Here is a 22264-nt window from a genome sequence, read left to right on the forward strand (position 1 = left end):
CCTTCGTGACTTCCCGTTTGCAGCCGGAAGGATTATCTCTACGGGCGTAAGTCAGGGCCTGCGGTTTTCGGTCTGCTGCGTGTCTCTGGAAAAGAGGTTGGAATGTCGCCGCGTTTTTTGATTTCGCTGGTCGCCGGTATGGTGCTTACAGCGCCGCTTCATGCCGAAGATGGCAAACTGAAAGGCGTCGTTGAACTTTTCACCTCGCAGGGATGTTCGTCCTGTCCTCCGGCCGATGCAGCCTTCCGGAAGCTGGTTGGCCAGGGCGATGTCATCGCACTCGCCTATCATGTGGACTACTGGAATTACCTTGGGTGGACGGACACGCTCAGTTCGAAGGAAAGCACCGAGCGCCAATATGGTTATGCGAGGATGATGGGCCGCAGCAACGTCTACACGCCGCAGGTCGTGGTGAACGGCCGCGATCACCTGACTGGCTCGGACCTTTCTGCCATCTATGGCAAGATCGATGCGTTTTCGACGGAAGGCAAAGGCTTGACCGTGCCCGTGAACGCGCAGCTGCGCGGCGACGAGCTCGAGATCAAGATCGGCGCTGGGGAGGGTAAGGCCAATGTCGTGCTCGTCTATTTCGACAAGGAAAAGACGATCGACGTCGAAAAGGGCGAAAATAGCGGCAAGAAGATTTCCTATCTTAACAGCGTCAGCGATGTCGAGACAGTCGGCATGTGGGATGGCAAGGCGGCGAGCCTGACGCTGCCCGCAAGCGTTCTGCAGAAGCCAGGACTGGAGGGTTGCGCCATCCTGCTTCAGGCGACGACAGCGGACGGCGATCCGGCTGCGATTGTCGGCGCAACAATCGTCATGGCAGGCAAGAATATCTGATCGGTTTACCGCTTCGAGGCGGATGGAACGAGGCGGCCCGGCTGATCGTATTCGGGGCTGGGGTTAAGGTCGATACGCTCAGCCGGGCCCTTTGGCGCGCTGGCGCCAAATCGGTGAGCGAACTTCCTCCGGAAATGAGGCGCTGTTTTGACTGAAATGCGGCACTTGGGAGATTGCACAGCATATGTTTAATGTGATGGTAGCTGCACTTGCAATTTGATGTGGCTCGGGCAAACTGTCGTTCTCCTGTCATAAGTGGAGGCTTGGGAGACTGATGACAGATCAGCCGGATTTGCGGCATGGCGACGCCCGTTCCGCCAGTAGTAGTTCCTCGGTCGTCGTCGATTTAAAAGAATACAAGCAAAGCCGGGACCCGCCGCCGGTGACCTTTCACCGTCGCGAGTTGGATGCGATTCTGTGGATCTACGGAAGGATGGTTGGCGAAGGCGAGTGGAAAGATTACGCGATCGACCATCTGAAGGAGAAGGCGGTCTTCGCCGTGTTCAAACGTTCAGGCGAGATGCCGCTTTTCCGCATCGAGAAAGATCCGAGGCTCGCCGCCAAGCAGGGCGCTTATTGCGTGATCAATGCAAACGGCATGATCCTGAAGCGCGGCCATGACCTGCAGCAGGTGCTGAAGATCTTCAACAAGGTGCTCAAACTCGTCGAGACGTGACGGCGTCAGCCCTCAAACAGCGTACCTGGATAGACCGACGGATTAGGATCGCTGTCTTTGCCATCGCCGAGCGGACGCTGCATGATCATCGTGTCCAGCCAGCGGCCGTGTTTGTAGCCGGTACCCTTCAGCAGGCCGGTCTCTTCGAAACCCAATGCGCGATGAAGCGCGATCGAAGCCGGATGGGCGCCGCCGACGATGGCTACCATCTGGCGGAAGCCGAGTTCGGTGCAGCGTGAAATCAGCGCTGTTAGCAGTGCCCGGCCAATGCCAAGGCCGCGTGCTGCAGGCGCGAGATAGATAGAATCCTCCACGATCCAGCGATAGGCAGGCCGGGTGCGGAAGGCGGAAGCATAAGCATAGCCGAGCAGCGCTCCATTCTCGTCAACCGCCGCGATATAGGGATACCCAAGACTGGTATTCGCGGAGAAGCGAGAGGCCATTTCGGATTCCGAAGGCGGGATGATCTCGTAGCTCGCGACGCCGTTGAGGACTGATTCGCGATAGATTTCCGCGATTGCGGAAAGGTCGGAAGGAGTGGCGTCACGAAGGGAGAAAGGCATGGGATCGGCCGGTCATTGAAGAATGCCTTTAGAAAACATTCCATCGCTTGACGTGCAAATAAAAAAGGCGGCCGGAGCCGCCTTTTCGGTGATGCTGTCCACTTACCTGCGGTTGCCGAGGAACTGCAACAGGAACATGAAGAGGTTGATGAAGTCGAGATAGAGCGTCAGCGCGCCGATGATCGCCTTCCGGCCGGCGACGGCAACGTCATCGGCTTCGAAGTACATTTCCTTGATTCGCTGCGTATCGTAGGCGGTAAGGCCTGCGAAGATCAGGACGCCGATCACCGAGATCGCGAATTGCATCGCGGAGGAGGCCAGGAAAATGTTGACGAGCGAAGCGATGATCAGGCCGAAGAGGCCCATGATCAGGAACGAGCCCATCGCCGACAGGTCACGTTTTGTCGAGTAGCCGTAGAGCGACAGTGCGCCGAAGGAGGCTGCCGTGATGAAGAACGTCTGAACGACGCTCTCGCCCGTGTAGATCAGCAAAAGCGACGAGAGCGACAATCCGACCAGCGCGGCATAGACCCAGAAGGTCGTCTGCGCTGCGGAAACGCTCATGCGGCCGATCCGGAAGCTTAAGAAAAACACCAGAGCCAGCGGAGCGAAGATCACGACCCACTTCAGCGGGCTCACATAGATCGCCTGGCCGAAGGCGGTCAATTGACCATCGGCAAAAGCGAGCTGGAATGACAGAAATGCCGCTACACCCGTGATCGCCAGACCCAGCGCCATCAGGTTGTAGACCTTGAGCATATAGGAGCGCAGGCCCTGATCGATCATCTCGCCAGTTTGTGCGCGGCTTTGGTAGTTACGAAGGTCAGCCATAGTTTCCTCTTAAAAGCTCCGATGGGAATACGGTGTCGGGCTATACGACCCGGGCGCCGCTGCGGAGCTCCAGCATGCCTACCGGTAATATGAGCCTTTCGCCTTTTGCAAACAAGGCCCTTGCAACCCGCGATCGGGTTAAATCGCCGTAAGGTGAAGGGACTTTATCAGCCGCCGATTCATAGTTCGCGCAAAACGGGTGCTGCTTTCTGGCCGAGAATGCGCCAGGTGCCGGTGAGCCCGATGCCGACTGTCAGGACAAGGGCGGTGACCAGCGTGAGGCCGGCGACATCCGGCAGGAAGGTCGAAGGCATCCGCATGATGCGGCTGACGATGAACCAGGCCGCAGCTCCGCCGGCGATCAATGCAAAGACCGCTGTTGCAACCCCCAGGATCAGATATTCGTAGCTGAAGGCGCGGATGAGCATCGCCCGCGTCGCGCCAAGCGTCTTCAGGACGACGGCGTCGTGCGTTCGGGCCCGGTTGCCGGCGGCAAGCGCGCCGGCAAGCACCAGAACGGAGGAGATGAGCGCAACGGAGGCGGCAGCACGGATTGCAGTTGCGAGCTGCGCGACGAGCGTGTTGACAATATCGATTGCGTCCTTGACGCGGACGCTGGTGATCGTCGGGTACGTATTGGTCACGGATTTCAGGATAGCCGCTTCCATGGCTGGCGTCGCCGAGGGATCGGTAAGCGTTGCCAGCCATGCATGCGGAGCGCCGCGGAAGGTATTCGGCGAGAAGACCATGACGAAATTGATCGATAGCGATTCCCACTCGACCTTCCGCAGATTTGCGATCCTCGCCGTCAGGTTACGGCCGAGCACGTTTACGGTGACGGTATCGCCGATTTTGAGGCCGAGTTCCCTGGCTTCTTCCGAGGAGAAGGAGACAAGCGGTTCGCCGCTGTAGTCCTGGGGCCACCAGTTTCCCTCTGTCAGCGAGGCGTTTTCCGGCATCGTCTCGGAATAGGTGATGCCGCGGTCGCCGCGCAGCACCCATTGGCCGCCGGGCGGCACCTGGATCTTGGTCACGTCCTTGCCATTCAGCGCCAGAATGCGGCCGCGCAGCATCGGCACTTCCACCAGCTTGCCTTCCGGCGCCTGCCGGCTGATCAGGTTGCGGAAGTTTTCGACCTCGGCGCTCTGAATGTCCACGAAGAAGAAATTCGGTGCGCCGTTTGCCATGCGGCCGGTCAATTGCCGGCGCAGGTTGCCGTCGATGAGCGTCAAGGTGACCAATAGCGCGAGGCCGAGGCCGAGCGAGAGGACGACGGACGGCGTCAGTGCGCCAGGGCGATGGATATTACCGATTGCAAGCCTGAGCGCTGGTGAATTGACACGCGGGCTGCGCTTGGCGAGCCAGGCGATCAGTGCTGCAACGGCGCGCAAGATGACGAAGGCAAAGACAATCGCGCCGACGAAGATGACGGCGATGTATCGGTCATAGGCGGTCACGATCGCAAGACCGGCAAGCCCAGCCATGAAGAGCGCGGCAAGCAAAATATAAGGCAACGAGGGCAGGCGGCGTGCCTCGAAACCCTGTTCGCGGAAGAGCGCAGTTGCAGGCACTTCCCGGGCATGGCCGAGCGGCATGATCGCGAAGGCGAGCGTCGTCAGGATGCCGAAGAGCGCAGCCAGCAGCAGCGCGTCTGGATAGATCGTCGGTTCGGTGGAAACCGGCAGGAATTGTGCCAGGAATTGCATTGGCGACAAGGCGCCGATGACGAGGCCGAACAGGATGCCGGCCGATGCGATGATCGCAATCTGGAAGAGATAAACGAGGACGACGACGGCTGCAGGCGCCCCCAGGCATTTGAACGTCGCGATCGTCGTGCGCTTCGCATCCAGAAACGCCCTTACGGCGTTGGCGACGCCGACACCGCCGACGATGAGTGCGGTGAGGCCGACGAGCGTGAGGAATTGCGAGAAGCGGGTAATATTTTCGGTGAGAGACGGAGCCGCGCGGTCGCTCGTTCGGATCGACCAGCCCGCCGCTGGGAACTCCCGGGTGGCGCGGTCGCGCACGCTCCCGCGCTCGGAGGGGGCATCGAGCTTAACCTTGTAGACATGCTCGACTAGGCTGCCGGTCTGGATGAGTCCGGAAGCAACCAGGGCCTGGCGGCTGACGACCAGCCGCGGCGCAAATCCGAAACCTTCTGAAAGCGCATCCGGCTCGGTCTTCACCTGACCTGTGATGCTGAGGGTGGCATTGCCGAGCAGTATCTCGTCGCCGACTGCAAGACCGAGGCGCTCCAGCAGGAGAGGTGCTGCAACGGCGCCATAGGTTCCGTTCTGATCGGAAAGCAGAGCCGAAAGGGGGTAATCCGGTTCGGCCGCGAATTTGCCATAGAGCGGATAGGTATCATCCACCGACTTGACCTCAACGAGCGCTTGATCCGACCCGTCTGGCTTTCGTGCCATGGATCGAAGACCGGCTGAGATGGAAACCTGGCCGAGGCCCCGCAGGAAATTCATCTCCGGCTGGGTTGCTTCACGGTTGTTCAGCTCGAAGCGGACGTCACCGGCGAGCAGTTCCTGGCCCTGGGAGGCGATCGAGTCGGTAATCGACTGCGAGATGGAATTGACGGCGGCGATCGCGCCGGTGCCGAGTGCGATGCAGGCAAGGAAGATGTAAAAGCCCCTGAAACCGCCGCGGAGCTCGCGAAGGGCAAGGCTAAAGGCAAGCGCAGTGCGCGGGGCGACAAGCTTCATGCTATGGCCGCTTCGGAATGGCGCGCCGCGCTATCGCCTTCGATCTTGCCGGAGCGGACTTTGATCTGCCGCGAGCAGCGATTGGCAAGCGCGACGTCATGCGTGACGAGTAGCAGTGTCATGCCGCGTTCGGCCTGCTTGGAAAAGAGCAGATCGGCGATCTGGCGGCCGGTATCGGTGTCGAGATTACCGGTCGGTTCGTCGGCGATGAGCAGGGCTGGCGATGGCGCAAGAGCGCGCGCGATGGCGACACGCTGCTGTTCGCCGCCCGAAAGCTGGCCCGGGTAGTGGCTCAGCCGCTCGCCAAGCCCGACCGATTTCAACTCGCGACGGGCGATGTCGAAGGGGTTTGGCACGTTTGCGAGTTCAAGCGGGACTGCGACGTTTTCAAGTGCCGTCATATTGGCAATCAGATGGAACGACTGGAAGACGATGCCGATATTGCGGCCACGGAAATCGGCGACCTGATCTTCGCTGAGAGCGTGCAACGGCGTGTCGTTTATATTGATCTCGCCGCTATCGAGCCTCTCAAGGCCGGCGAGGACCATCAGCAGCGTGGACTTTCCCGAGCCGGACGGACCGACGATGCCGACCGACTCTCCGGCGGCGACCGAAAGATCGATGCCCTTCAAGACATGAACGGAGGCTGCCGCGTTGCCCAGCGTCAAATCTGCCTGCTTGAGCTCGATGATGGTTTTTGCCAACAGAAAATCGCCCTATATGAATTGCAAAGACTTTGCCAATCTAGGGAAAGCAGCATGAGATTTAAAGTTGCCGTGCTTCACATCGCTGTCATTGCCGCTTCGTTGATTTTCGGGACGAGTGCCAATGCTGCGACGATCAACCTTGTCGGTTTCGGCGACAGCCTGATGGCAGGCTACCAATTGCCGCCCGGCGACGGCTTTCCGGAGAAGCTGCAAGCGGCCTTGAAAGCCAAAGGCGTCGATGTTTCGATTGCCAATGCCGGCGTTTCCGGGGACACGACGACCGGTGGGCTGGCGCGAATCGATTGGTCGGTCCCCGATGGCACCAACGGCGTCATCTTGGAGCTTGGCGCCAACGACGCGTTGCGCGGTATTGCCCCGGAAGAGAGCGAAAAGAACTTGGACACGATGATTGCCCGGCTAAAGGGTCGCGGCATCGCCGTGCTGCTCGTGGGCATGATGGCGCCGCCGAACATGGGTGGGGATTATGCCGCGCGTTTCAATCCAATCTACCAAAAACTAGCGGAAAAACATCAGGTTCCCCTTTACCCTTTTTTCCTTGACGGCGTCGTGATGGACACCAGTCTGAAGCTGGACGATGGAATGCATCCGAACGCGAAGGGCATCGATGTCATGGTTCAGAAGATGGAACCGGCTGTCACGGAATTCATCGGGACGATTTCTACTGTGAAGAAATAGGGGCTTGCGCGGGTCTCGAATGCGTGATTCCGTGTGAGCACCTGCAAAAGATTCGGGGAGTGCTCGTCATGCCGAGACTGTTTACCGCCCTCGAAATTCCGCGCAATGCGGCGATGAGCCTTTCATTGCTGCGCGGTGGTCTTCCCGGTGCAAGATGGATCGATGTGGAAAATTACCACATCACGCTGCGCTTCATCGGCGATGTCGATGGACGCACTGCTGACGAAATCGTTGAGCGCCTGGACCGGATCGATCGGCCCGAATTTCAGATACGCCTTGACGGCATCGGCTCTTTCGGCTCGAAGAAGCCGCATTCCGTCTGGGCAGGCGTTTCGCCCTCGCCGGAAATGTATGCGCTACAGGCTGAAATCGAGCGCATCTGCCAGCGGATCGGCCTGCCGCCGGATCCCCGAAAATTTACCCCGCATGTGACGCTGGCGCGTATGAAGTCCTCGCGCGTCGATGACGTCGTCCACTACCTTTCCAGTCGAGGCAATTTCCAGACGTCATCCTTCACCGTTCCACGCTTCGTGCTGCTTTCTTCACGCGAATCGGTCGGCGGCGGGCCCTATCTGACGGAAGAAGTGTTCCCGCTGAGCGAGGCCTGGTCGGCGCCGAGCACCAGTGCAATGCAGCCGGTCAAAAGCCTCGTATAGATCAGTTCGAAGCCTTCCGGGCCACCAAAATAGGGGTCCGGAATATCTTCGCCAGTCTGAAGCGCGGCATCGCCGAAAAGCATTATGTTGCCTGCGCCCGGCGCCATCGCGCGTAGCTCGGCAATATTGGCGCGGTCCATTGCGAGGAAAAGATCGAATTCTTCGAAATCCTCAAGGCGGACACGGCGGACACGTTGCCCTGTAATGTCAATGCCGTGGGCTCGTGCGATTGCGATCGAGCGTCTATCAGGCTGTTTGCCTTGATGCCAGGCGCCGGTCCCTGCTGAGTCAATCTTGAACCGATCGGCAAGACCGCTCTCCCTTGCAATATGGGCGAAAAGGCCTTCGGCGAGCGGAGAGCGGCAGATATTGCCCATGCAAACAAAGAGAATGCTGACGCGTTTCACGAAGAGACCTGACTGAAGAGATGGAGCACGATGACATGAAACAGGAGAAACTGGAACGGAGCGCGATCGACAGCCAGCTTGCCGGATTGGCGGGTTGGTCTTTGGATGATGGTTGGGCATCGATCTCGAAAACCTTCAAATTCGAAAGCTTCGTCGAAGCCTTCGGCTTCATGGCCAAGGCGGCGCTTGTGGCAGAAAAGCTCAACCACCATCCGGAATGGTTCAATGTCTATTCCAGGGTCGAGGTGAAGCTGAACACCCATGATGCGGGTGGATTGACCGAACTCGACTTCAAGCTTGCCAAGGCGATGGACAAGGCCGCAGGGCAGATTGATTGAATCTGTTAAAGCCATCACCATATCTTCGCATGCACCAAAGGGAAAACGGGAATGGACGAGGTCAAATTCGGTGAAATCCTGCTGCCCGGGGACGAAGATACCCAGAGCCGGCGGGAGAAGGCTGTGCGGAAAAAGTTCTGGCCGACCTTCAAGCGGGCGGTGCGGCAGATTCCGTTTTCACGGGATCTTGTCGCAGGCTTCTATTGCGCGCTCGATCCGGAAACGCCGACGCGCGTACGTGGCATCCTGCTTGCGGCTCTTGCCTATTTCATCCTGCCTTTCGACATGGTCCCGGACATCTTTATGCTGATCGGCTTTTCGGACGATATTGCGGTGCTTTCGGCGGCTTTCGCGATGGTCAACAGCCATATGAAAGCCAAGCACTACGAGGCGGCGGATCGCGCGCTTGCCGATCGGCCGGAAGGCATGAAAACGATCTAGGCCGTTTTGGCTTGTGCTCAGGCAATTCTTTGACGGATTTCCAACGTCTTAATGGCCCTGCAACGGAATTTTGGAAGGTCAAACTCTTGCCTGAATCTTTATGTCTTAAATCTCCTCGAAGGGATGGCATCATGCCATCAGGGCACAATATCGTCGCGGGGCGCAATCGCGTTATACGTTGACACTCAGGCCGGAATGACACACGTGGAGACAATTCGCAGGCTCCGTTGACGCTTTGGTAACCTGAATTAAGTCAAAATAAAGCAGATCGTGACGAAGACGCCGCTCGCTCCGACAGGGCGCTGAATCGCAAGAACCGGCAGGAAATCCATGTTTGTAAAAAGTATCGTATCCGCTCTCGCACTCGTTCTCATCACGGCCGGAGCTGCAGGAGCACAGCAGACTGCTGCTGCGCCGACGCGCATCCAGCAATTCCAGGCCTGGGGCGCCTATTCCTACAAGCAGGGCAACGGCAATGTTTGCTATGTGCTGTCCGTGCCGACCGAAAAGAAGCCGGCTGGCATTGACCACGGCGACAACTTCTTCATCGTCTCGCAGCGTCCTGGCCAGAACATCTCCTACGAGCCGCAGGCGATGATGGGCTACACGGTCAAGGACGGTTCGAAGATCGAAGTCGTCATCGACAACAAGAGCTTTGTCATGTTCACCAAGGATAAAGCCGGCTGGGTCGAGAACGCGGCGCAGGAGCCCGCGCTTGTGGCAGCCATGAAGGGCGGCAAGTCGATGACGGTCAATGCGACGTCTCGCCGAGGCACTGCCACATCCTACAGCTACTCGCTCTCCGGTATCTCCGCTTCGCTGAAGCAGATCGAAACCTGCAAGTAAGCCACCTTGCTCTGTCTTGAAGTTCAAAGGCCGGCCTTGCGCCGGCCTTTGCCGTTTCCATCTATAGTGACGCGCGGCGAAAATGATGATAAAGCCGCGCGCAACTGCGGAAAGATCGCGGCATATGCTGCTGCTCCGTCATTCAATTTTCTGCCAACTGCCGATGCCGCCCGCCAAGTCTTCAAGCTTACCGGGATGAGCGCAGTTTGATTTCGGGATAAGAGACCATGTCCGTCATGGATGCCGTGACCATTACCAAGCCTGCCGGGCAGCCGCGCACAGAGCTTTCGCCGAAGCCCTCGCTGATAGGCCTGAGCCGCGAGGAAATGGGCAATGCTCTTCGCGAGAGAGGCGTTGCCGACAAACAGGTGAAGATGCGCGTCAGCCAGCTCTGGAACTGGATTTATGTGCGCGGCATCTCCGATTTCGATCAGATGGTGAATATCGCCAAGGACATGCGAGAGATGCTGAAGCAGCATTTCACCATTGCACGCCCGGAGATTGTCGAAGAGCAAGTGTCCAATGACGGCACCCGCAAGTGGCTGCTGCGCTTTCCGCCGCGCGGCGCCGGCCGTCCCGTCGAAGTTGAAACCGTCTATATCCCGGAAGAAGGTCGTGGCACGCTCTGCATCTCCAGCCAGGTCGGCTGTTCGCTCACCTGTTCCTTCTGTCATACCGGTACGCAGCGGCTGGTGCGCAACCTGACGGCGGAAGAAATCCTCTCGCAGCTCCTGCTTGCCCGCGACCGGCTTGGCGATTTCCCGGACCGCGATATTCCGCTCGGCGCAATGGTGCCGTCGGAAGGCCGCAAGGTGAGCAACATCGTCATGATGGGAATGGGCGAGCCGCTCTACAATTTCGATGCGGTCAAGCAGGCACTGCTGATCGCCACGGATGGCGACGGGCTTTCGCTGTCGAAGCGTCGCGTCACGCTTTCCACATCCGGCGTCGTGCCCGAGATATTCCGCACTGGAGAAGAGATCGGCGTCATGCTGGCGATCTCGCTGCATGCCGTGCGCGACGATCTGCGGGACATTCTCGTGCCGATCAACAAGAAGTATCCGCTGAAGGAGCTGATCGAGGCTTGCCGGGCCTATCCAGGGCTTTCGAATGCACGCCGCATCACCTTCGAATATGTGATGCTGAAGGACGTCAACGACAGCCTGGAAGATGCCAAGGGGCTGATCCAGCTCCTCAAAGGCGTGCCTGCCAAGATCAACCTGATCCCGTTCAACCCCTGGCCTGGCACGAACTACCAGTGTTCTGACTGGGCGCAGATCGAGAAGTTTGCCGATTTCATCAATTCGGCAGGTTACGCCTCGCCAATCCGTACGCCACGCGGCCGTGACATTCTCGCCGCTTGCGGCCAGCTGAAATCGGAATCCGAGCGCATGCGCAAGACCGAACGCCTGGCATTCGAGGCGATGATGATCGCCAATCACGGCGTGGACGACTGATCAGCAAGTTTGATCCTTGCAGCAGTTCTTTGCGATTGATTGCGGCGCCGGGGTTTCCTAGAAGCCTCTCATTACCGATGGAGGACTCTCATGCGTTTGATGTCGCTCGCCGTCGCGGCGGTTCTTGCCCTTACTTTGCCTGCCAAGGCTGACGGCGTCACGGTCGCTGTGACGGCCATCGTCGAGCACCCGGCGCTCGATGCCGTGCGCAAGGGCGTCCAGGATACGCTTGCCGCGGCAGGCTACAAGGAAGGTGAGAATCTCACGTTCCTCTTTGAGTCCGCACAGGGAAATCCTGCCACCGCAGCGCAGATCGCCCGCCAGTTCGCAGGCGAGGATCCGAACGTCATCGTGCCGATCTCCACGCCGTCGGCGCAGGCTGTGGTTTCCGCGACCCGCGACATTCCAGTGGTCTTCACTGCCGTTTCCGATCCGCTCGGCGCCCAGCTCGTCAAGGATATGGACAAGCCCGGCGGCAACGTCACCGGCCTTTCCGATATGTCGCCGGTTGCCGAACATGTTGCGCTGATCAAGGAGATCCTGCCTGCCGCCAAGACGATCGGTTACCTTTATAACTCCGGGGAAGCCAATTCCGTGTCGTTGCTTGCGGTCCTGAAGGCTGAGGCGGAGAAGGCCGGTATGAGCGTTGTTGAGTCCGCAGCGACGAAGTCTGCGGAAGTCCAGGGTGCTGCGCGCGCGCTGGTCGGCCGTGCCGATGCAATCTACGTCCCGACCGACAACACGATCATCTCGGCGTTGGAGGGTGCTGTAGCCGTCGCCGAAGAAAGCAAGCTGCCGCTCTTTACGGCGGATACTGATTCCGTCTCACGCGGCTCGATCGCAGCGCTCGGTTTCAACTATTACGACGTTGGAAAGCAGACCGGCGATGTCGTGGTTCGTGTCCTGAAGGGCGAAAATCCGGGTGATATTCCGGTCAAGGTTGCCGCCGGCAGCGATCTCATCATCAACAATGCCGCGGCTCAGAAGATGGGCGTTAAGCTGCCGGAAAGCGTTCTCAAACGCGCCAATCGCGTCATCGAATAACGACCAGCTTTCGCTATTATCGATCTTGCGCTCAGCCGCTCCTGTTTCTAAACGGGAGCGGCAGATGATATTCATGCCCTTACGATTGACGGGCAAAACGAAGAGGGTCGACCGCCTTGAGTCAGATCGCATTTTGGGGTGCCGTGGAGCTTGGGCTTGTCTACGCCTTCGTTGCTCTTGGCGTTTATCTCGCCTTCCGCGTCCTCGATTTCCCCGATTTGACAGTGGATGGCTCCTTTCCCCTCGGCGCGGCGGTGACAGCGGTCCTGATCATTGCCGGCGTCAATCCTTGGCTGGCAGCGGCTGTTGCGATGATCGCCGGTGCTGCGGCGGGCGTAGTGACGGCGCTCCTCAACGTGCGCTTTCGGATTCTCAACCTGCTTGCCTCGATCCTCACCATGATTGCGCTCTTTTCGGTCAATCTCCGCGTCATGGGCAAACCCAATGTCGCGTTGATCAATGCCGATACGATGATCAGTCCGTTCTTCGGTCATGGCCTTCGCGACTTCTACGTCCGGCCGCTCTTTGTCGGCGTCCTCGTCGCCATCGCGTTGATCGTGGTCTGGCGCTTCCTCGAAAGCGATGCCGGGCTTGCAATGCGGGCAACAGGTGCCAATGCGCGGATGGCGCGGGCGCAAGGCGTCGACACCAGCAGGCAGATCTACCTTGGCATGGCGATGTCGAATGCTCTTGTCGCGCTCGGCGGCGCGCTCTTTGCGCAGACGAACGGTTTTGCCGATGTGACGTCCGGTGTCGGTACCATCGTGGTCGGCCTTGCCGCCGTGATCATTGGTGAAACGCTGCTGGGCCGCCGCGGGCTGTTGATTGCGCTCATCGGCTGTGTCTTCGGCTCGATCATCTACCGCATAGCCATTCAACTGGCGCTTTCCACCGACATGATCGGCCTTCAAGCCTCGGACCTCAATTTCGTGACGGCGGTTCTCGTGACCATCGCGCTCATTCTTCCCCGTCTTCGCCGCGGAGGAGCCCCATCATGATCAGCGTCAAGGATATCAAGGTCGTTTTCGGGAAGGGCACGCCGCTGGAGAAGCGGGCGCTAAACGGCGTCAGCCTGACCATCGAGCAGGGCTCCTTCGTGACCGTCATCGGCTCCAACGGCGCGGGCAAATCGACGCTGCTCGGCGTTCTCGCCGGCGACGTTCTGGCAAGCGAGGGGAAGGTGCTGATCGGCGATATCGACGTGACGCGCAAGCAGACCGCCGCGCGGGCGGGGCTTGTCGCACGCGTCTTTCAGGATCCTCTGACGGGAAGCTGCGGCTCCCTCTCGATTGAGGAGAACCTTGCTCTTGCCGCTCGGCGCGGCGAGCGGCGCGGATTGGTGGCGGCCCTCGGCCCCAAGCGCCGCGATCATTTCCGCGACCGGATCAGCGAACTGAACCTCGGTCTCGACAATCGTATGGCTGATCGCATGGATCTGCTTTCCGGAGGCCAGCGGCAGGCGGTTTCCCTGGTCATGGCGACGCTGGCAGGCTCGGAAGTCTTGCTGCTCGACGAACATACGGCCGCACTTGATCCAGGCATGGCGGAATTCGTCATGGGCCTCACGGACAAGATCGTCTCGGAGCGCAAGCTGACCACGCTGATGGTGACCCACTCCATGCGCCAGGCGCTGGACTACGGACACCGCACGGTCATGCTGCATGGCGGCGAAATCGTGCTGGACGTCAGCGGCGACAGTCGCAAGGATCTGCAAGTCGAAGACCTGATCGCGATGTTCCGCAAGATGCGCGGACAGACACTGGACGATGATGCACTGCTGATCGGCTGAGGCGGGCGCGATCAGCGTGCCTGCGTGAGAAATATCTTTACAGCGAAGATCGAGAAGACCCCCGCGAAAGTGTAGTCCATCCCCCGCAGGATCTTCCTGTTCTTCTGCAGCCAGCCCGCAAGCCAGTCGGAAGCGAGAACCACAAGGGCGTTCACCGGCATGCCGATGAGGATGAAGAAAAAGCCGAGGAAGAGCAGCTTGTGCGTGACCGCCGGATCGCCGGCGCTTACGAATTGCGGCAGGAAGGTCATGAAGAAAATGATGACTTTGGGGTTCAGAAGATTGACCCAAAAGCCGACGGAAATATTGGAAAGCGGCGTTCCCTTGGCTTCGCTGACCTGCTCGACGGAAAGCTTCGAACCGAAACGGATCGCTTGAAGAGCCAGCCAAAGAAGATAGGCAGCACCTCCGGTTTTGAGGATCAGGAAGGCAGTCGGCGAGGCGGTGATCAGCGCCGAGATGCCGAAAGCAACCAGCATGGTATGAACCACGATGCCGAGGCTGGTGCCCAAGACGACGTAGAGTGCCGGCTTCTTGCCCTGAGACAGAGCGCGACTGATCGAGAGCGTCATGTCCGGTCCGGGCGTGGCCGCAAGAAGCAGGCTGGCCGCGGCGAAGGCGAGAAGCGTCGGAATGCTCGGCAGGAAATCCATGGCACTTTCTGAAAGCTGATAAGAGTTAGTGTTTTCTTATCCAAGTTTCAGAAAATTACCAATCAATCCTGATGATCCGCCTATCGCTTTTCTTCAAGGAAGGCCTTGAACCTGTCGGCATAATCCTTGTGCCAGCGCGAAAGCGGCGGGCGGTTTTCGATGATGTCGCCGATCGCCCAGGCCATGCGGCGCTCGTCAAGGGGGCGGGCGACGTCGTTGTCCGGGCAGAGGATATAGAAATCGCCGCGCTCCAGGCTTTCGATCATGAAATCGACGGTCTGTTCCGGTGTCCAGGCGCCCGCGGGTTTTTCGGTACGGTCGCCCTTTGTGAGGCCGGTGAAGACAAAGCCCGGGATCAGAAGATGGGCTGACATCTTCGAGCCTTCGGTATTGCGGAGTTCGTGCTCGAGGGCTTCGGTGAAAACCTTCACGCCTGCTTTCGACACATTGTAGGCAGGATTGCCCGGAGGCGTCGTGATGCCCTGCTTGGAGCCGGTGTTGATGATGAGCCCCGGCTCGCCATGTGCCAGCATGTTCGCTCCGAAGACCCGCGTGCCGTTGATAACACCGAGGAGATTGACGCCGAGGACGCGGTCCCAGTCTGCCTCAGCGCTGAAAATCGAAGTTTCCGGACCGATGCCGGCGTTGTTCATCAGCACATGGACGCGCCCGAAGCGTTGAACGACAGCTCGTTCGAACGCCTCCAGCGAAGACTTGTCGGAAACGTCCGTCTCGACTGCCATCACACGCTCCTGGCCGGCCATGGCTTCGAGTTCGCCACGAGCCGTTGCCAGCCGGTCGCCGCCGAGATCGGCGATGACGACGCTCATGCCCGCCTTGGCGAAGCGCTTTGCCGCCGCAAGGCCGATGCCGGATGCGCCGCCGGTGATCACCGCAACATTGGGCTTCTTGAGAATCTCCTGGATATTCGTCACGGGACCGGCCTCCTCAATCATTATTCGGACGCAGCCAGATATGGGTGCGCGTTTTGCGCTGTCAAACATCAAGCGTGCTCTGCCCGGAAATCCTTGCCCTTGCGTCACGCGACAATCTCGCTAAAAGTGCCCGCGACACCGGGCTTTGCCGCCCATATGCAACGGACCTCATCATCATGGCATCTAAGAAAGACGTGAAAAAAGTCGTGCTCGCCTATTCCGGCGGTCTCGATACCTCAATCATCCTGAAGTGGCTGCAGACCGAACTCGGCGCCGAAGTCGTGACTTTCACGGCCGACCTTGGGCAAGGTGAAGAGCTCGAACCGGCGCGCAAAAAGGCCGAGATGCTCGGCATCAAGGAAATCTACGTCGAGGACGTGCGCGAAGAGTTCGTAAAGGACTTCGTCTTCCCGATGTTCCGCGCCAATGCTGTCTATGAGGGCGTCTATCTGCTCGGCACGTCGATCGCCCGTCCGCTGATTTCCAAGCACCTGATCGATATCGCCCGCAAGACGGGAGCCGACGCGATCGCCCATGGCGCGACCGGCAAGGGCAACGACCAGGTCCGCTTCGAGCTTTCCGCCTACGCGCTGAACCCGGATATCAAGATCATCGCGCCGTGGCGCGACTGGGCGTTCAAGAGCCGCACCGAGCTGCTGGCATTTGCCGAACAGCACCAGATCCCGGTTGCCAAGGACAAGAAGGGCGAAGCGCCGTTCTCCGTCGACGCCAACCTGCTGCACTCGTCCTCCGAGGGCAAGGTTCTTGAGGATCCGGCGCAGGAAGCCCCCGAATACGTGCATATGCGCACGATCTCTCCGGAAACCGCGCCCGACAAGGCAACCGTCATCAAGGTCGGTTTCGAGAAGGGGGACGCGGTTTCGATCAACGGCGTTCGCATGAGCCCGGCGACACTGCTCGCCACGCTCAACAGCTATGGCCGTGACAACGGCATCGGCCGTCTGGACCTCGTCGAAAACCGTTTCGTCGGCATGAAGTCGCGCGGCGTCTATGAGACGCCAGGCGGCACGATCCTGCTTTCGGCGCATCGCGCGATCGAATCGATCACGCTCGACCGCGGTGCAGCACACCTCAAGGACGAGATGATGCCGCGTTACGCAGAGCTCATCTACTATGGCTTCTGGTTCTCGCCGGAGCGGGAAATGCTACAGGCGCTGATCGACAAGAGCCAGGATCATGTCGAAGGCGAAGTGACGCTGAAGCTCTACAAGGGCAATGTCATGGTCATCGGTCGCGAGAGCCCGAAGTCGCTCTATTCCGACAAGCTGGTCACCTTCGAGGACGACCAGGGTGCCTACGACCAGAAGGACGCGGCGGGCTTCATCAAGCTGAACGCACTGCGCCTGCGCACACTCGCCAAGCGCAACCTCAAGAGTTGAGCGTGTCACGATACGCTTGAGAAGAGGCCTGCCGGCAACGCCGTGCAGGCCCTTCTTTATGGGTTGTTGCGACGCTTGACGGATTGCCGGGTTAGCATAGTCTGCAGATTTGATCCTTCGGAGCTCTCCCATGACGCAACCCCTGCTCGTCGGCGCCTTTCTGGCGGCTCTCTTTTATGTGCTTATTCCAGGCCCTGCGTTCCTTCAGCTTCTCGGCATCGGCGCCGGACAGGGGCGAAAGGCTGGCGCCTTCTTCATGATGGGGCATCTTGTCGGTGATATTCTCTGGTCGGCGCTGGCGCTGGTTGCGATCGTCGGCGCGAGAACGATAGGCACCTTCGTCTTCGATCTGCTCGGATTGCTGTGCGGTTTCTATCTCGCTTGGATCGGATGGAGTGCGGTAACGGCGAAGCCGAAAGGCGACGGGCAGGCACTGGTGACGGTCAAGCGGCCCTTTCGCCGCGGGCTGATTTTCGGCGTGACCAATCCGAAAGGCTACCCGGTGGCGCTTGCGACCTTCACGGCATTGGTTGCCGGTTCGGCCGGTGCGCTCGATTTCGAGGCTTTGCCGCTGCTTCTCAGCGTATCCTTCCTGGGCTTCGTCACTGCCGATCTCATTCTTGTCGCCATTATAGGCGCAGGCGCCGTGCGGCGTTTCTACCGCGCGCATGAGCGGCTGATCGTGCGCTGCTCCGGCGTGCTTTTCATGGGATTTGCAGCCCAAGCACTCTGGCACGCAACGCCCGGGCTGCTTGGATGGCGCAAGGCCTGACCACGGCTTACGCGTCCAGGAAATTCACGATCGATTTCAGCGTCTTTACGCTATCGGAATCGCCGATCGACATGGCGATTTGCAGCTGGTTCTCATAATAGTCGCTGAAATTGAATAGCGTGCCGTCGGTGATCCCGGTCAGATCGATGACGTTGCCCTGCGCGTCAATGGCATGCATCGGCAACGGCTCGGAAATCGCCGCAAACGTGGCCTGGTCGATCCCGCCGTTGTCGTAGCTTTGGCGCGCATGGCTGCGGAGCTCGCTCGGGCTTATGGCAGCGAAATCCGGCCCTTCGACACGATTGTCTTCGACCTTGAATATCGCTGAAGCGGCCGCTCCGGCGTCGATTCCAATATCTTCGGTCTTCGAACTTTTTGCGTTGTTCTGACTGTTTTTAAAAAGCAAACTCTGAGAAGACCGCACAGAAAAAATTTCCATGGCGCATGTCCCCTTACGGAAAGAGTAGCTTGAAACTAGCGCCAGCGCGCGAGCCGCGTCAATCGTTAACGATCGGTTAATTTTTATGTATCAATTCTTGCCCGTCAAATCTTGCGAGGGCAAGAAAAAGCGAATTTCGCCAGCGGCATACCAATGCCGTGATGCCTTGCCTATATTGCCGTTTCCAGCCTCTGCATAAAGGACGTCAGCATGCCTTCCACACAAGAGTTCAACCCGGCGCTTGTCAACTGGAACGGGCTTCATGGCCTGCCTCGCTTCGAGGCGCTGAACGACGGTGATTTCGCCGCTGCCTTCGATGCCGCTCTCGCATCTCATGAAGTGGAGATCGACGCGATCGCCGGAAACGCGGAAGTGCCCACATTCGACAATACGATCGTCGCGCTGGAGATTGCAGGCGATGAGCTTTCGCGTGTATCGGCACTGTTCTGGAACCGGGCGGGGGCTCACACGAACGATACAATCCAGGCGCTGGAGCGCGATATATCGCCAAAAATGTCGCGCCACTATTCCAAGATCGGAATGAACGCTGCGCTTTTTGCACGTATCGATACGCTCTGGGAGGATAGGGAAAGTCTCGGACTGACACTTGAGCAGACACGTGTGCTGGAGCGTCACTGGAAGAGCTTCGTAAAATCCGGCGCCAAACTGGCGAAGGCCGAGCAGGAGAAGCTTGCGGCGATCAACGAAAAGCTTGCAGGCTTGAGCACGCAGTTCGGACAGAACGTGCTGGCCGACGAAAAGAAGTGGTCGCTGATCCTCTGCGAAGGACCGGAGCTCGCAGGCCTTCCGGATTTCCTGAAGGACGCCATGTCGGCGGCAGCGCGCGAGCGCGGCGAAGAGGGAAAGTTTGCCGTCACGCTGTCGCGCTCGATCATCGAACCGTTCCTGACCTTTTCCGAACGGCGCGATCTGCGCGAGCAGGCCTTCAAGGCCTGGGTCGCACGCGGCGAGAACGAGGGCGAGACGGATAATCGCGGCATCATCCGCGAGACGCTGACCCTTCGCGGCGAAGTCGCGAAGCTTCTCGGATATGGCAACTTTGCGGAACTGAAGCTCGACAACACGATGGCAAAGACGCCAGCGGCCGTAAATGATCTGCTGCGCGCCGTCTGGTCACGGGCCGTCAAACGGGCGCTTGACGAAGAGGCGGATATCGCAAGGCTGATCGCCGAGGACGGCAAGAACTATGAGGTCATGCCCTGGGATTGGCGCTACTATGCCGAAAAGATCAGGGCGCAGCGGTACAATTTTTCCGAAACCGAACTGAAGCCCTATCTGCAGCTCGAAAAAATCATCGATGCCTGCTTTGATGTCGCCGGCCGACTCTTCGGCATTCGTGCCGTCGAGAAGAAGGGGATTGCCGCCTATCACCCCGATGTGCGCGTCTTCGAAATTCGCGATCGCGAAGATAAGCTGGTTGCGCTTTTCCTGGGGGATTATTTTGCCCGCAGTTCCAAGCGTTCCGGCGCCTGGATGAGCGCGTTCCAATCCCAGCATAAACTCCCGATGAAGAATGGGCGTCAGGGCGAACTGCCGATCATCTACAACGTGTGCAACTTCGCAAAACCGGCGGACGGCAGGCCGGCACTGCTTTCGCTGGACGATGCGCGCACGCTGTTCCACGAATTCGGCCATGCGCTGCATGGCATGCTTTCGAACGTGACCTATCCGACTGTGTCGGGCACCGCCGTTTCGCGCGACTTCGTGGAGCTGCCATCCCAGCTTTACGAGCACTGGCTGACAGTTCCCGCAATTCTCAAGCAATATGCCGTGCATTTCGAAACCGGCGAACCTATGCCGCAGGAACTGCTCGACAAGGTGCTTGCGGCCCGCACCTTCAACGCCGGGTTCAACACGGTCGAGTTCACCTCCTCGGCGATTGTCGATATGGAGTTTCACACGCGCGACGCGGTGGAAGACCCGATGATGGTGCAAAAACAGGTGCTCGCCGAACTCGGGATGCCGAAGTCGCTCGTGATGCGCCATGCCTCGCCGCACTTCCAGCACATCTTCTCAGGCGGCTATTCGGCAGGCTACTATTCCTATATGTGGTCGGAAGTGCTCGATGCAGATGCTTTCGCCGCTTTCGAGGAAACCGGCGACGCCTTCAACAGTGATATGGCGCAAAAGCTCAAGGACAACATCTATTCCAGCGGCGGCTCGATCGATCCGGAAGACGCCTATAAGGGATTCCGCGGCAAGTTGCCGAGCCCGGATGCAATGCTCGTCAAGAAAGGCCTTGCCACATTCGAAGAACTTTCGGGCAGCGACGCGTAGGGCGGTCCTTAACAAAATTGTCGCCGAAGTTTCGGAAAACCGTCATGTCATCTTCAAGAGACTGACATGACGGCCGCTCTAGGCTTGTTACGAGAGATTCGATCCCGCTCTCGAAGCAAGCCGAATGAGCCATGGCATGAAACTGACGGACACGACGCGCCGCCGCTTCCTTTCTTCGATCGGCGCAGTCGGCGGCTTTGCGGCAGCTAGCCTCGTGATGCCATATTACGCGCGAGGATCTTCGAGCCGCCCCATCTTCACGTCAGGCGTTCAATCCGGTGATGTAGACGCAACCTCGGGCATGATATGGACGCGTGTCGACCGGCCATCGCGGCTCTTCGTCGAATATTCGACCAGCGACAAATTCTTAAATGCCGTCAGGTTGGCCCCGATCGACGTCACACCGGAGACCGATCTTGCGGGTAAGCTGCTGCTGCGGGATCTGCCGCCGGACCATGACATCTTCTACAGGTTTATGGCCGCCGACCTGCAGGACATCAACAGCGTCTCCCAACGAATTCACGGCCAGTTCCGCACCGCGCCTTCCAACAGGCGGACGATCCGCTTCGCATGGTCAGGCGATACGGCGGGGCAGGGATGGGGGATCGATGACGAGGGTATGCGCACCTATCAAACCATCGCCTATCACCGGCCCGATTTCATGATCCATTCCGGCGATACGATCTATGCCGACAATCCAATGCCGGACGAGATCCGGCTACGTGACGGCGGACTCTGGAAGAACAGAATCGTGACCGAGGAGAAGCGCGACATCGCGCAGACGCTCGATCAGTTTCGCGGACAGTGGAAATACAATCTGCTCGACGAACATGTGAAGGAACTGAATGCAGTCTGTCCGGTCATCTATCAATGGGACGACCACGAGGTTTTAAACAACTGGTCGCCTTCGACCGACCTTCGCGGCAATGAACGCTACAAGGAAAAGTCCGTTTCGACGCTGGCAACTCGGGCAAGCCGCGCTTTCCATGAAATGACGCCAATCCGCTACATTGCCGCCGAACCAGGGCGCGTCTACCGGAAAGTCTCATATGGTCCGCTGCTCGATATCTTCTTCGTCGATCTGCGATCCTATCGGGGGCCGAACGACCATGGCCTGGATCCGGTCCTGTCGGCGACGTCCCGCATCCTTGGCGAAGGGCAGGTAGCATGGCTGAAGCGCGAACTGGTGCGCTCGACGGCAACATGGAAGGTGATTGCCTGCGATATGCCGGTCGGACTGGTCATCTGGGATGATTATGGAAAGCGCCAAGGCAGCGAGTCCTTCTCTAACGGCGACAATGGAGCGCCGCTCGGGCGAGAGTTAGAATTTGCTGATCTGCTGCGTTTCATCCGCGACGCGGCGATTTCGAACATCGTCTGGCTGACGGCTGACGTCCACTACACTGCGGCGCATTATTACAATCCGGCCAAAGCGAAATTCCCGGAGTTCTTGCCATTCTGGGAATTCGTCTCCGGGCCGTTGCATTCCGGGACCTACGGAGCGCAGGAGCTCGACATGACCTTCGGCCCAGACGTGCGATTCATCAAGGCCGCACCTGGCGGTGCGGACTCCAATCTTCCACCGTCTGCTGGCCTTCAGTTCTTCGGACTGGTCGAAATCGACGGGCAGACCGAGCAGATGACCGTGCGGCTGATGGACAGAAACGATACCGAACTCTGGCGGACGGTCATCGACCCTCAACATGTGAGCTAGGCCTACATGGCCGCTATCGCCCCTCCCCCCTTTCGCAAACGCGAA

General features: G+C 59.0%; 23 protein-coding genes. 15 read left to right on the plus strand and 8 right to left on the minus strand.

From position 1 onward, the window contains the following. The first annotated feature begins 102 nt into the window (after positions 1-102). Positions 103-843, plus strand: a complete 741-nt coding sequence (locus tag A3C3_RS0125285; protein ID WP_022717364.1) for a DUF1223 domain-containing protein — start codon at positions 103-105, stop codon at positions 841-843. 274 nt (positions 844-1117) lie between these two features. Next, positions 1118-1519 carry a DUF2794 domain-containing protein gene (locus tag A3C3_RS0125290; protein ID WP_022717365.1) on the plus strand — a complete coding sequence of 134 codons (402 nt, stop codon included), beginning with the start codon at positions 1118-1120 and terminating at the stop codon, positions 1517-1519. Between the two features lie 5 nt (positions 1520-1524). Here A3C3_RS0125290 and A3C3_RS0125295 read toward each other — a convergent pair whose 3' ends face one another. The 4 genes from A3C3_RS0125295 to A3C3_RS0125310 form a co-directional block, all read right to left on the minus strand. Next, positions 1525-2082 (minus strand): GNAT family N-acetyltransferase, encoded by a 558-nt coding sequence (locus tag A3C3_RS0125295; protein WP_022717366.1) that lies wholly within the window; start codon positions 2080-2082, stop codon positions 1525-1527. Positions 2083-2184: 102 nt separating this feature from the next. Continuing rightward, the gene (locus A3C3_RS0125300; RefSeq protein WP_022717367.1) at positions 2185-2913 is read right to left on the minus strand and encodes a Bax inhibitor-1/YccA family protein; all 729 of its coding nucleotides are present in this window, start codon (positions 2911-2913) and stop codon (positions 2185-2187) included. Positions 2914-3092: 179 nt separating this feature from the next. After that, entirely contained in the window at positions 3093-5627 is a 2535-nt protein-coding gene (locus A3C3_RS0125305; RefSeq protein WP_022717368.1) for an ABC transporter permease, read from the minus strand. Then, a complete protein-coding gene (locus tag A3C3_RS0125310) occupies positions 5624-6331 on the minus strand; it encodes an ABC transporter ATP-binding protein (protein ID WP_022717369.1) in 708 nt (235 codons plus the stop codon). Before A3C3_RS0125310 ends, A3C3_RS0125305 begins: the two co-directional genes overlap by 4 nt. A gap of 54 nt (positions 6332-6385) precedes the next feature. Between A3C3_RS0125310 and A3C3_RS0125315 the strand changes: the two genes are divergently transcribed. Both A3C3_RS0125315 and thpR read left to right on the plus strand, forming a co-directional pair. Continuing rightward, on the plus strand, positions 6386-7030 hold the full coding sequence (locus A3C3_RS0125315; protein WP_022717370.1) for an arylesterase: 645 nt from the start codon (positions 6386-6388) through the stop codon (positions 7028-7030). 68 nt (positions 7031-7098) lie between these two features. Further along, entirely contained in the window at positions 7099-7686 is a 588-nt protein-coding gene (thpR, locus tag A3C3_RS0125320) for an RNA 2',3'-cyclic phosphodiesterase (RefSeq protein WP_022717371.1), read from the plus strand. Here the strand turns inward: thpR and A3C3_RS0125325 are convergent. Next, the gene (locus tag A3C3_RS0125325) at positions 7599-8093 is read right to left on the minus strand and encodes a low molecular weight protein-tyrosine-phosphatase (RefSeq protein ID WP_028739976.1); all 495 of its coding nucleotides are present in this window, start codon (positions 8091-8093) and stop codon (positions 7599-7601) included. The genes thpR and A3C3_RS0125325 overlap by 88 nt on opposite strands. Before the next feature lie 35 nt (positions 8094-8128). Here A3C3_RS0125325 and A3C3_RS0125330 point away from each other — a divergent pair, with 35 nt between their 5' ends. The 7 genes from A3C3_RS0125330 (at position 8129) to A3C3_RS0125365 (ending at position 14008) form a co-directional block, all read left to right on the plus strand. Next, on the plus strand, positions 8129-8431 hold the full coding sequence (locus A3C3_RS0125330; protein WP_028739977.1) for a 4a-hydroxytetrahydrobiopterin dehydratase: 303 nt from the start codon (positions 8129-8131) through the stop codon (positions 8429-8431). A gap of 51 nt (positions 8432-8482) precedes the next feature. Beyond that, positions 8483-8872 (plus strand): YkvA family protein, encoded by a 390-nt coding sequence (locus A3C3_RS0125335; RefSeq protein ID WP_022717374.1) that lies wholly within the window; start codon positions 8483-8485, stop codon positions 8870-8872. Between the two features lie 330 nt (positions 8873-9202). Further along, complete coding sequence (locus tag A3C3_RS0125345; protein WP_022717375.1) at positions 9203-9718, plus strand: invasion associated locus B family protein; 516 nt, start codon at positions 9203-9205, stop codon at positions 9716-9718. Between the two features lie 227 nt (positions 9719-9945). Next, positions 9946-11175 (plus strand): dual-specificity RNA methyltransferase RlmN, encoded by a 1230-nt coding sequence (gene rlmN, locus A3C3_RS0125350; protein ID WP_022717376.1) that lies wholly within the window; start codon positions 9946-9948, stop codon positions 11173-11175. A gap of 90 nt (positions 11176-11265) precedes the next feature. After that, on the plus strand, positions 11266-12219 hold the full coding sequence (locus A3C3_RS0125355) for an ABC transporter substrate-binding protein (protein ID WP_022717377.1): 954 nt from the start codon (positions 11266-11268) through the stop codon (positions 12217-12219). Positions 12220-12335: 116 nt separating this feature from the next. Continuing rightward, complete coding sequence (locus A3C3_RS0125360; protein ID WP_022717378.1) at positions 12336-13217, plus strand: ABC transporter permease; 882 nt, start codon at positions 12336-12338, stop codon at positions 13215-13217. After that, entirely contained in the window at positions 13214-14008 is a 795-nt protein-coding gene (locus A3C3_RS0125365; protein WP_022717379.1) for an ABC transporter ATP-binding protein, read from the plus strand. Before A3C3_RS0125360 ends, A3C3_RS0125365 begins: the two co-directional genes overlap by 4 nt. Positions 14009-14019: 11 nt before the next feature. Here the strand turns inward: A3C3_RS0125365 and A3C3_RS0125370 are convergent, their stop codons facing one another. Then, complete coding sequence (locus A3C3_RS0125370) at positions 14020-14661, minus strand: LysE family translocator (protein WP_022717380.1); 642 nt, start codon at positions 14659-14661, stop codon at positions 14020-14022. Between the two features lie 80 nt (positions 14662-14741). After that, positions 14742-15596: an SDR family NAD(P)-dependent oxidoreductase gene (locus A3C3_RS0125375; RefSeq protein WP_028739978.1), complete on the minus strand. Its 855-nt coding sequence runs from the start codon at positions 15594-15596 to the stop codon at positions 14742-14744. 176 nt (positions 15597-15772) lie between these two features. Here A3C3_RS0125375 and A3C3_RS0125380 point away from each other — a divergent pair, with 176 nt between their 5' ends. Then, complete coding sequence (locus A3C3_RS0125380; protein ID WP_028739979.1) at positions 15773-16996, plus strand: argininosuccinate synthase; 1224 nt, start codon at positions 15773-15775, stop codon at positions 16994-16996. Between the two features lie 130 nt (positions 16997-17126). Next, complete coding sequence (locus A3C3_RS0125385) at positions 17127-17768, plus strand: LysE family translocator (RefSeq protein WP_022717383.1); 642 nt, start codon at positions 17127-17129, stop codon at positions 17766-17768. A gap of 7 nt (positions 17769-17775) precedes the next feature. Here A3C3_RS0125385 and A3C3_RS0125390 read toward each other — a convergent pair whose 3' ends face one another. Further along, entirely contained in the window at positions 17776-18207 is a 432-nt protein-coding gene (locus tag A3C3_RS0125390) for a hypothetical protein (protein ID WP_022717384.1), read from the minus strand. 210 nt (positions 18208-18417) lie between these two features. Here A3C3_RS0125390 and A3C3_RS0125395 point away from each other — a divergent pair, with 210 nt between their 5' ends. Together A3C3_RS0125395 and A3C3_RS0125400 are read left to right on the plus strand one after the other, a co-directional pair. Further along, a complete protein-coding gene (locus A3C3_RS0125395; RefSeq protein ID WP_022717385.1) occupies positions 18418-20505 on the plus strand; it encodes a M3 family metallopeptidase in 2088 nt (695 codons plus the stop codon). 136 nt (positions 20506-20641) lie between these two features. After that, entirely contained in the window at positions 20642-22219 is a 1578-nt protein-coding gene (locus A3C3_RS0125400; RefSeq protein WP_028739980.1) for an alkaline phosphatase D family protein, read from the plus strand. Positions 22220-22264 lie beyond the last annotated feature (45 nt).

This window comes from Rhizobium mongolense USDA 1844, from assembly GCF_000419765.1.
Taxonomy (GTDB): Bacteria; Pseudomonadota; Alphaproteobacteria; order Rhizobiales; family Rhizobiaceae; genus Rhizobium; species Rhizobium mongolense.

Excerpts from the sequence above, each read along its gene's own strand:
- A3C3_RS0125370 (WP_022717380.1), bottom strand. The coding sequence starts at position 14,661 with ATGGATTTCCTGCCGAGCATTCCGACGCTTCTCGCCTTCGCCGCGGCC.
- A3C3_RS0125390 (WP_022717384.1), bottom strand. The coding sequence starts at position 18,207 with ATGGAAATTTTTTCTGTGCGGTCTTCTCAGAGTTTGCTTTTTAAAAAC.
- A3C3_RS0125305 (WP_022717368.1), bottom strand. The coding sequence starts at position 5,627 with ATGAAGCTTGTCGCCCCGCGCACTGCGCTTGCCTTTAGCCTTGCCCTT.
- A3C3_RS0125345 (WP_022717375.1), top strand. The coding sequence starts at position 9,203 with ATGTTTGTAAAAAGTATCGTATCCGCTCTCGCACTCGTTCTCATCACG.
- A3C3_RS0125400 (WP_028739980.1), top strand. The coding sequence starts at position 20,642 with ATGAAACTGACGGACACGACGCGCCGCCGCTTCCTTTCTTCGATCGGC.
- A3C3_RS0125380 (WP_028739979.1), top strand. The coding sequence starts at position 15,773 with ATGGCATCTAAGAAAGACGTGAAAAAAGTCGTGCTCGCCTATTCCGGC.
- A3C3_RS0125335 (WP_022717374.1), top strand. The coding sequence starts at position 8,483 with ATGGACGAGGTCAAATTCGGTGAAATCCTGCTGCCCGGGGACGAAGAT.
- A3C3_RS0125295 (WP_022717366.1), bottom strand. The coding sequence starts at position 2,082 with ATGCCTTTCTCCCTTCGTGACGCCACTCCTTCCGACCTTTCCGCAATC.
- A3C3_RS0125395 (WP_022717385.1), top strand. The coding sequence starts at position 18,418 with ATGCCTTCCACACAAGAGTTCAACCCGGCGCTTGTCAACTGGAACGGG.
- A3C3_RS0125285 (WP_022717364.1), top strand. The coding sequence starts at position 103 with ATGTCGCCGCGTTTTTTGATTTCGCTGGTCGCCGGTATGGTGCTTACA.
- A3C3_RS0125385 (WP_022717383.1), top strand. The coding sequence starts at position 17,127 with ATGACGCAACCCCTGCTCGTCGGCGCCTTTCTGGCGGCTCTCTTTTAT.
- A3C3_RS0125290 (WP_022717365.1), top strand. The coding sequence starts at position 1,118 with ATGACAGATCAGCCGGATTTGCGGCATGGCGACGCCCGTTCCGCCAGT.
- A3C3_RS0125300 (WP_022717367.1), bottom strand. The coding sequence starts at position 2,913 with ATGGCTGACCTTCGTAACTACCAAAGCCGCGCACAAACTGGCGAGATG.
- A3C3_RS0125330 (WP_028739977.1), top strand. The coding sequence starts at position 8,129 with ATGAAACAGGAGAAACTGGAACGGAGCGCGATCGACAGCCAGCTTGCC.
- A3C3_RS0125315 (WP_022717370.1), top strand. The coding sequence starts at position 6,386 with ATGAGATTTAAAGTTGCCGTGCTTCACATCGCTGTCATTGCCGCTTCG.
- A3C3_RS0125355 (WP_022717377.1), top strand. The coding sequence starts at position 11,266 with ATGCGTTTGATGTCGCTCGCCGTCGCGGCGGTTCTTGCCCTTACTTTG.
- thpR (WP_022717371.1), top strand. The coding sequence starts at position 7,099 with ATGCCGAGACTGTTTACCGCCCTCGAAATTCCGCGCAATGCGGCGATG.
- rlmN (WP_022717376.1), top strand. The coding sequence starts at position 9,946 with ATGTCCGTCATGGATGCCGTGACCATTACCAAGCCTGCCGGGCAGCCG.
- A3C3_RS0125365 (WP_022717379.1), top strand. The coding sequence starts at position 13,214 with ATGATCAGCGTCAAGGATATCAAGGTCGTTTTCGGGAAGGGCACGCCG.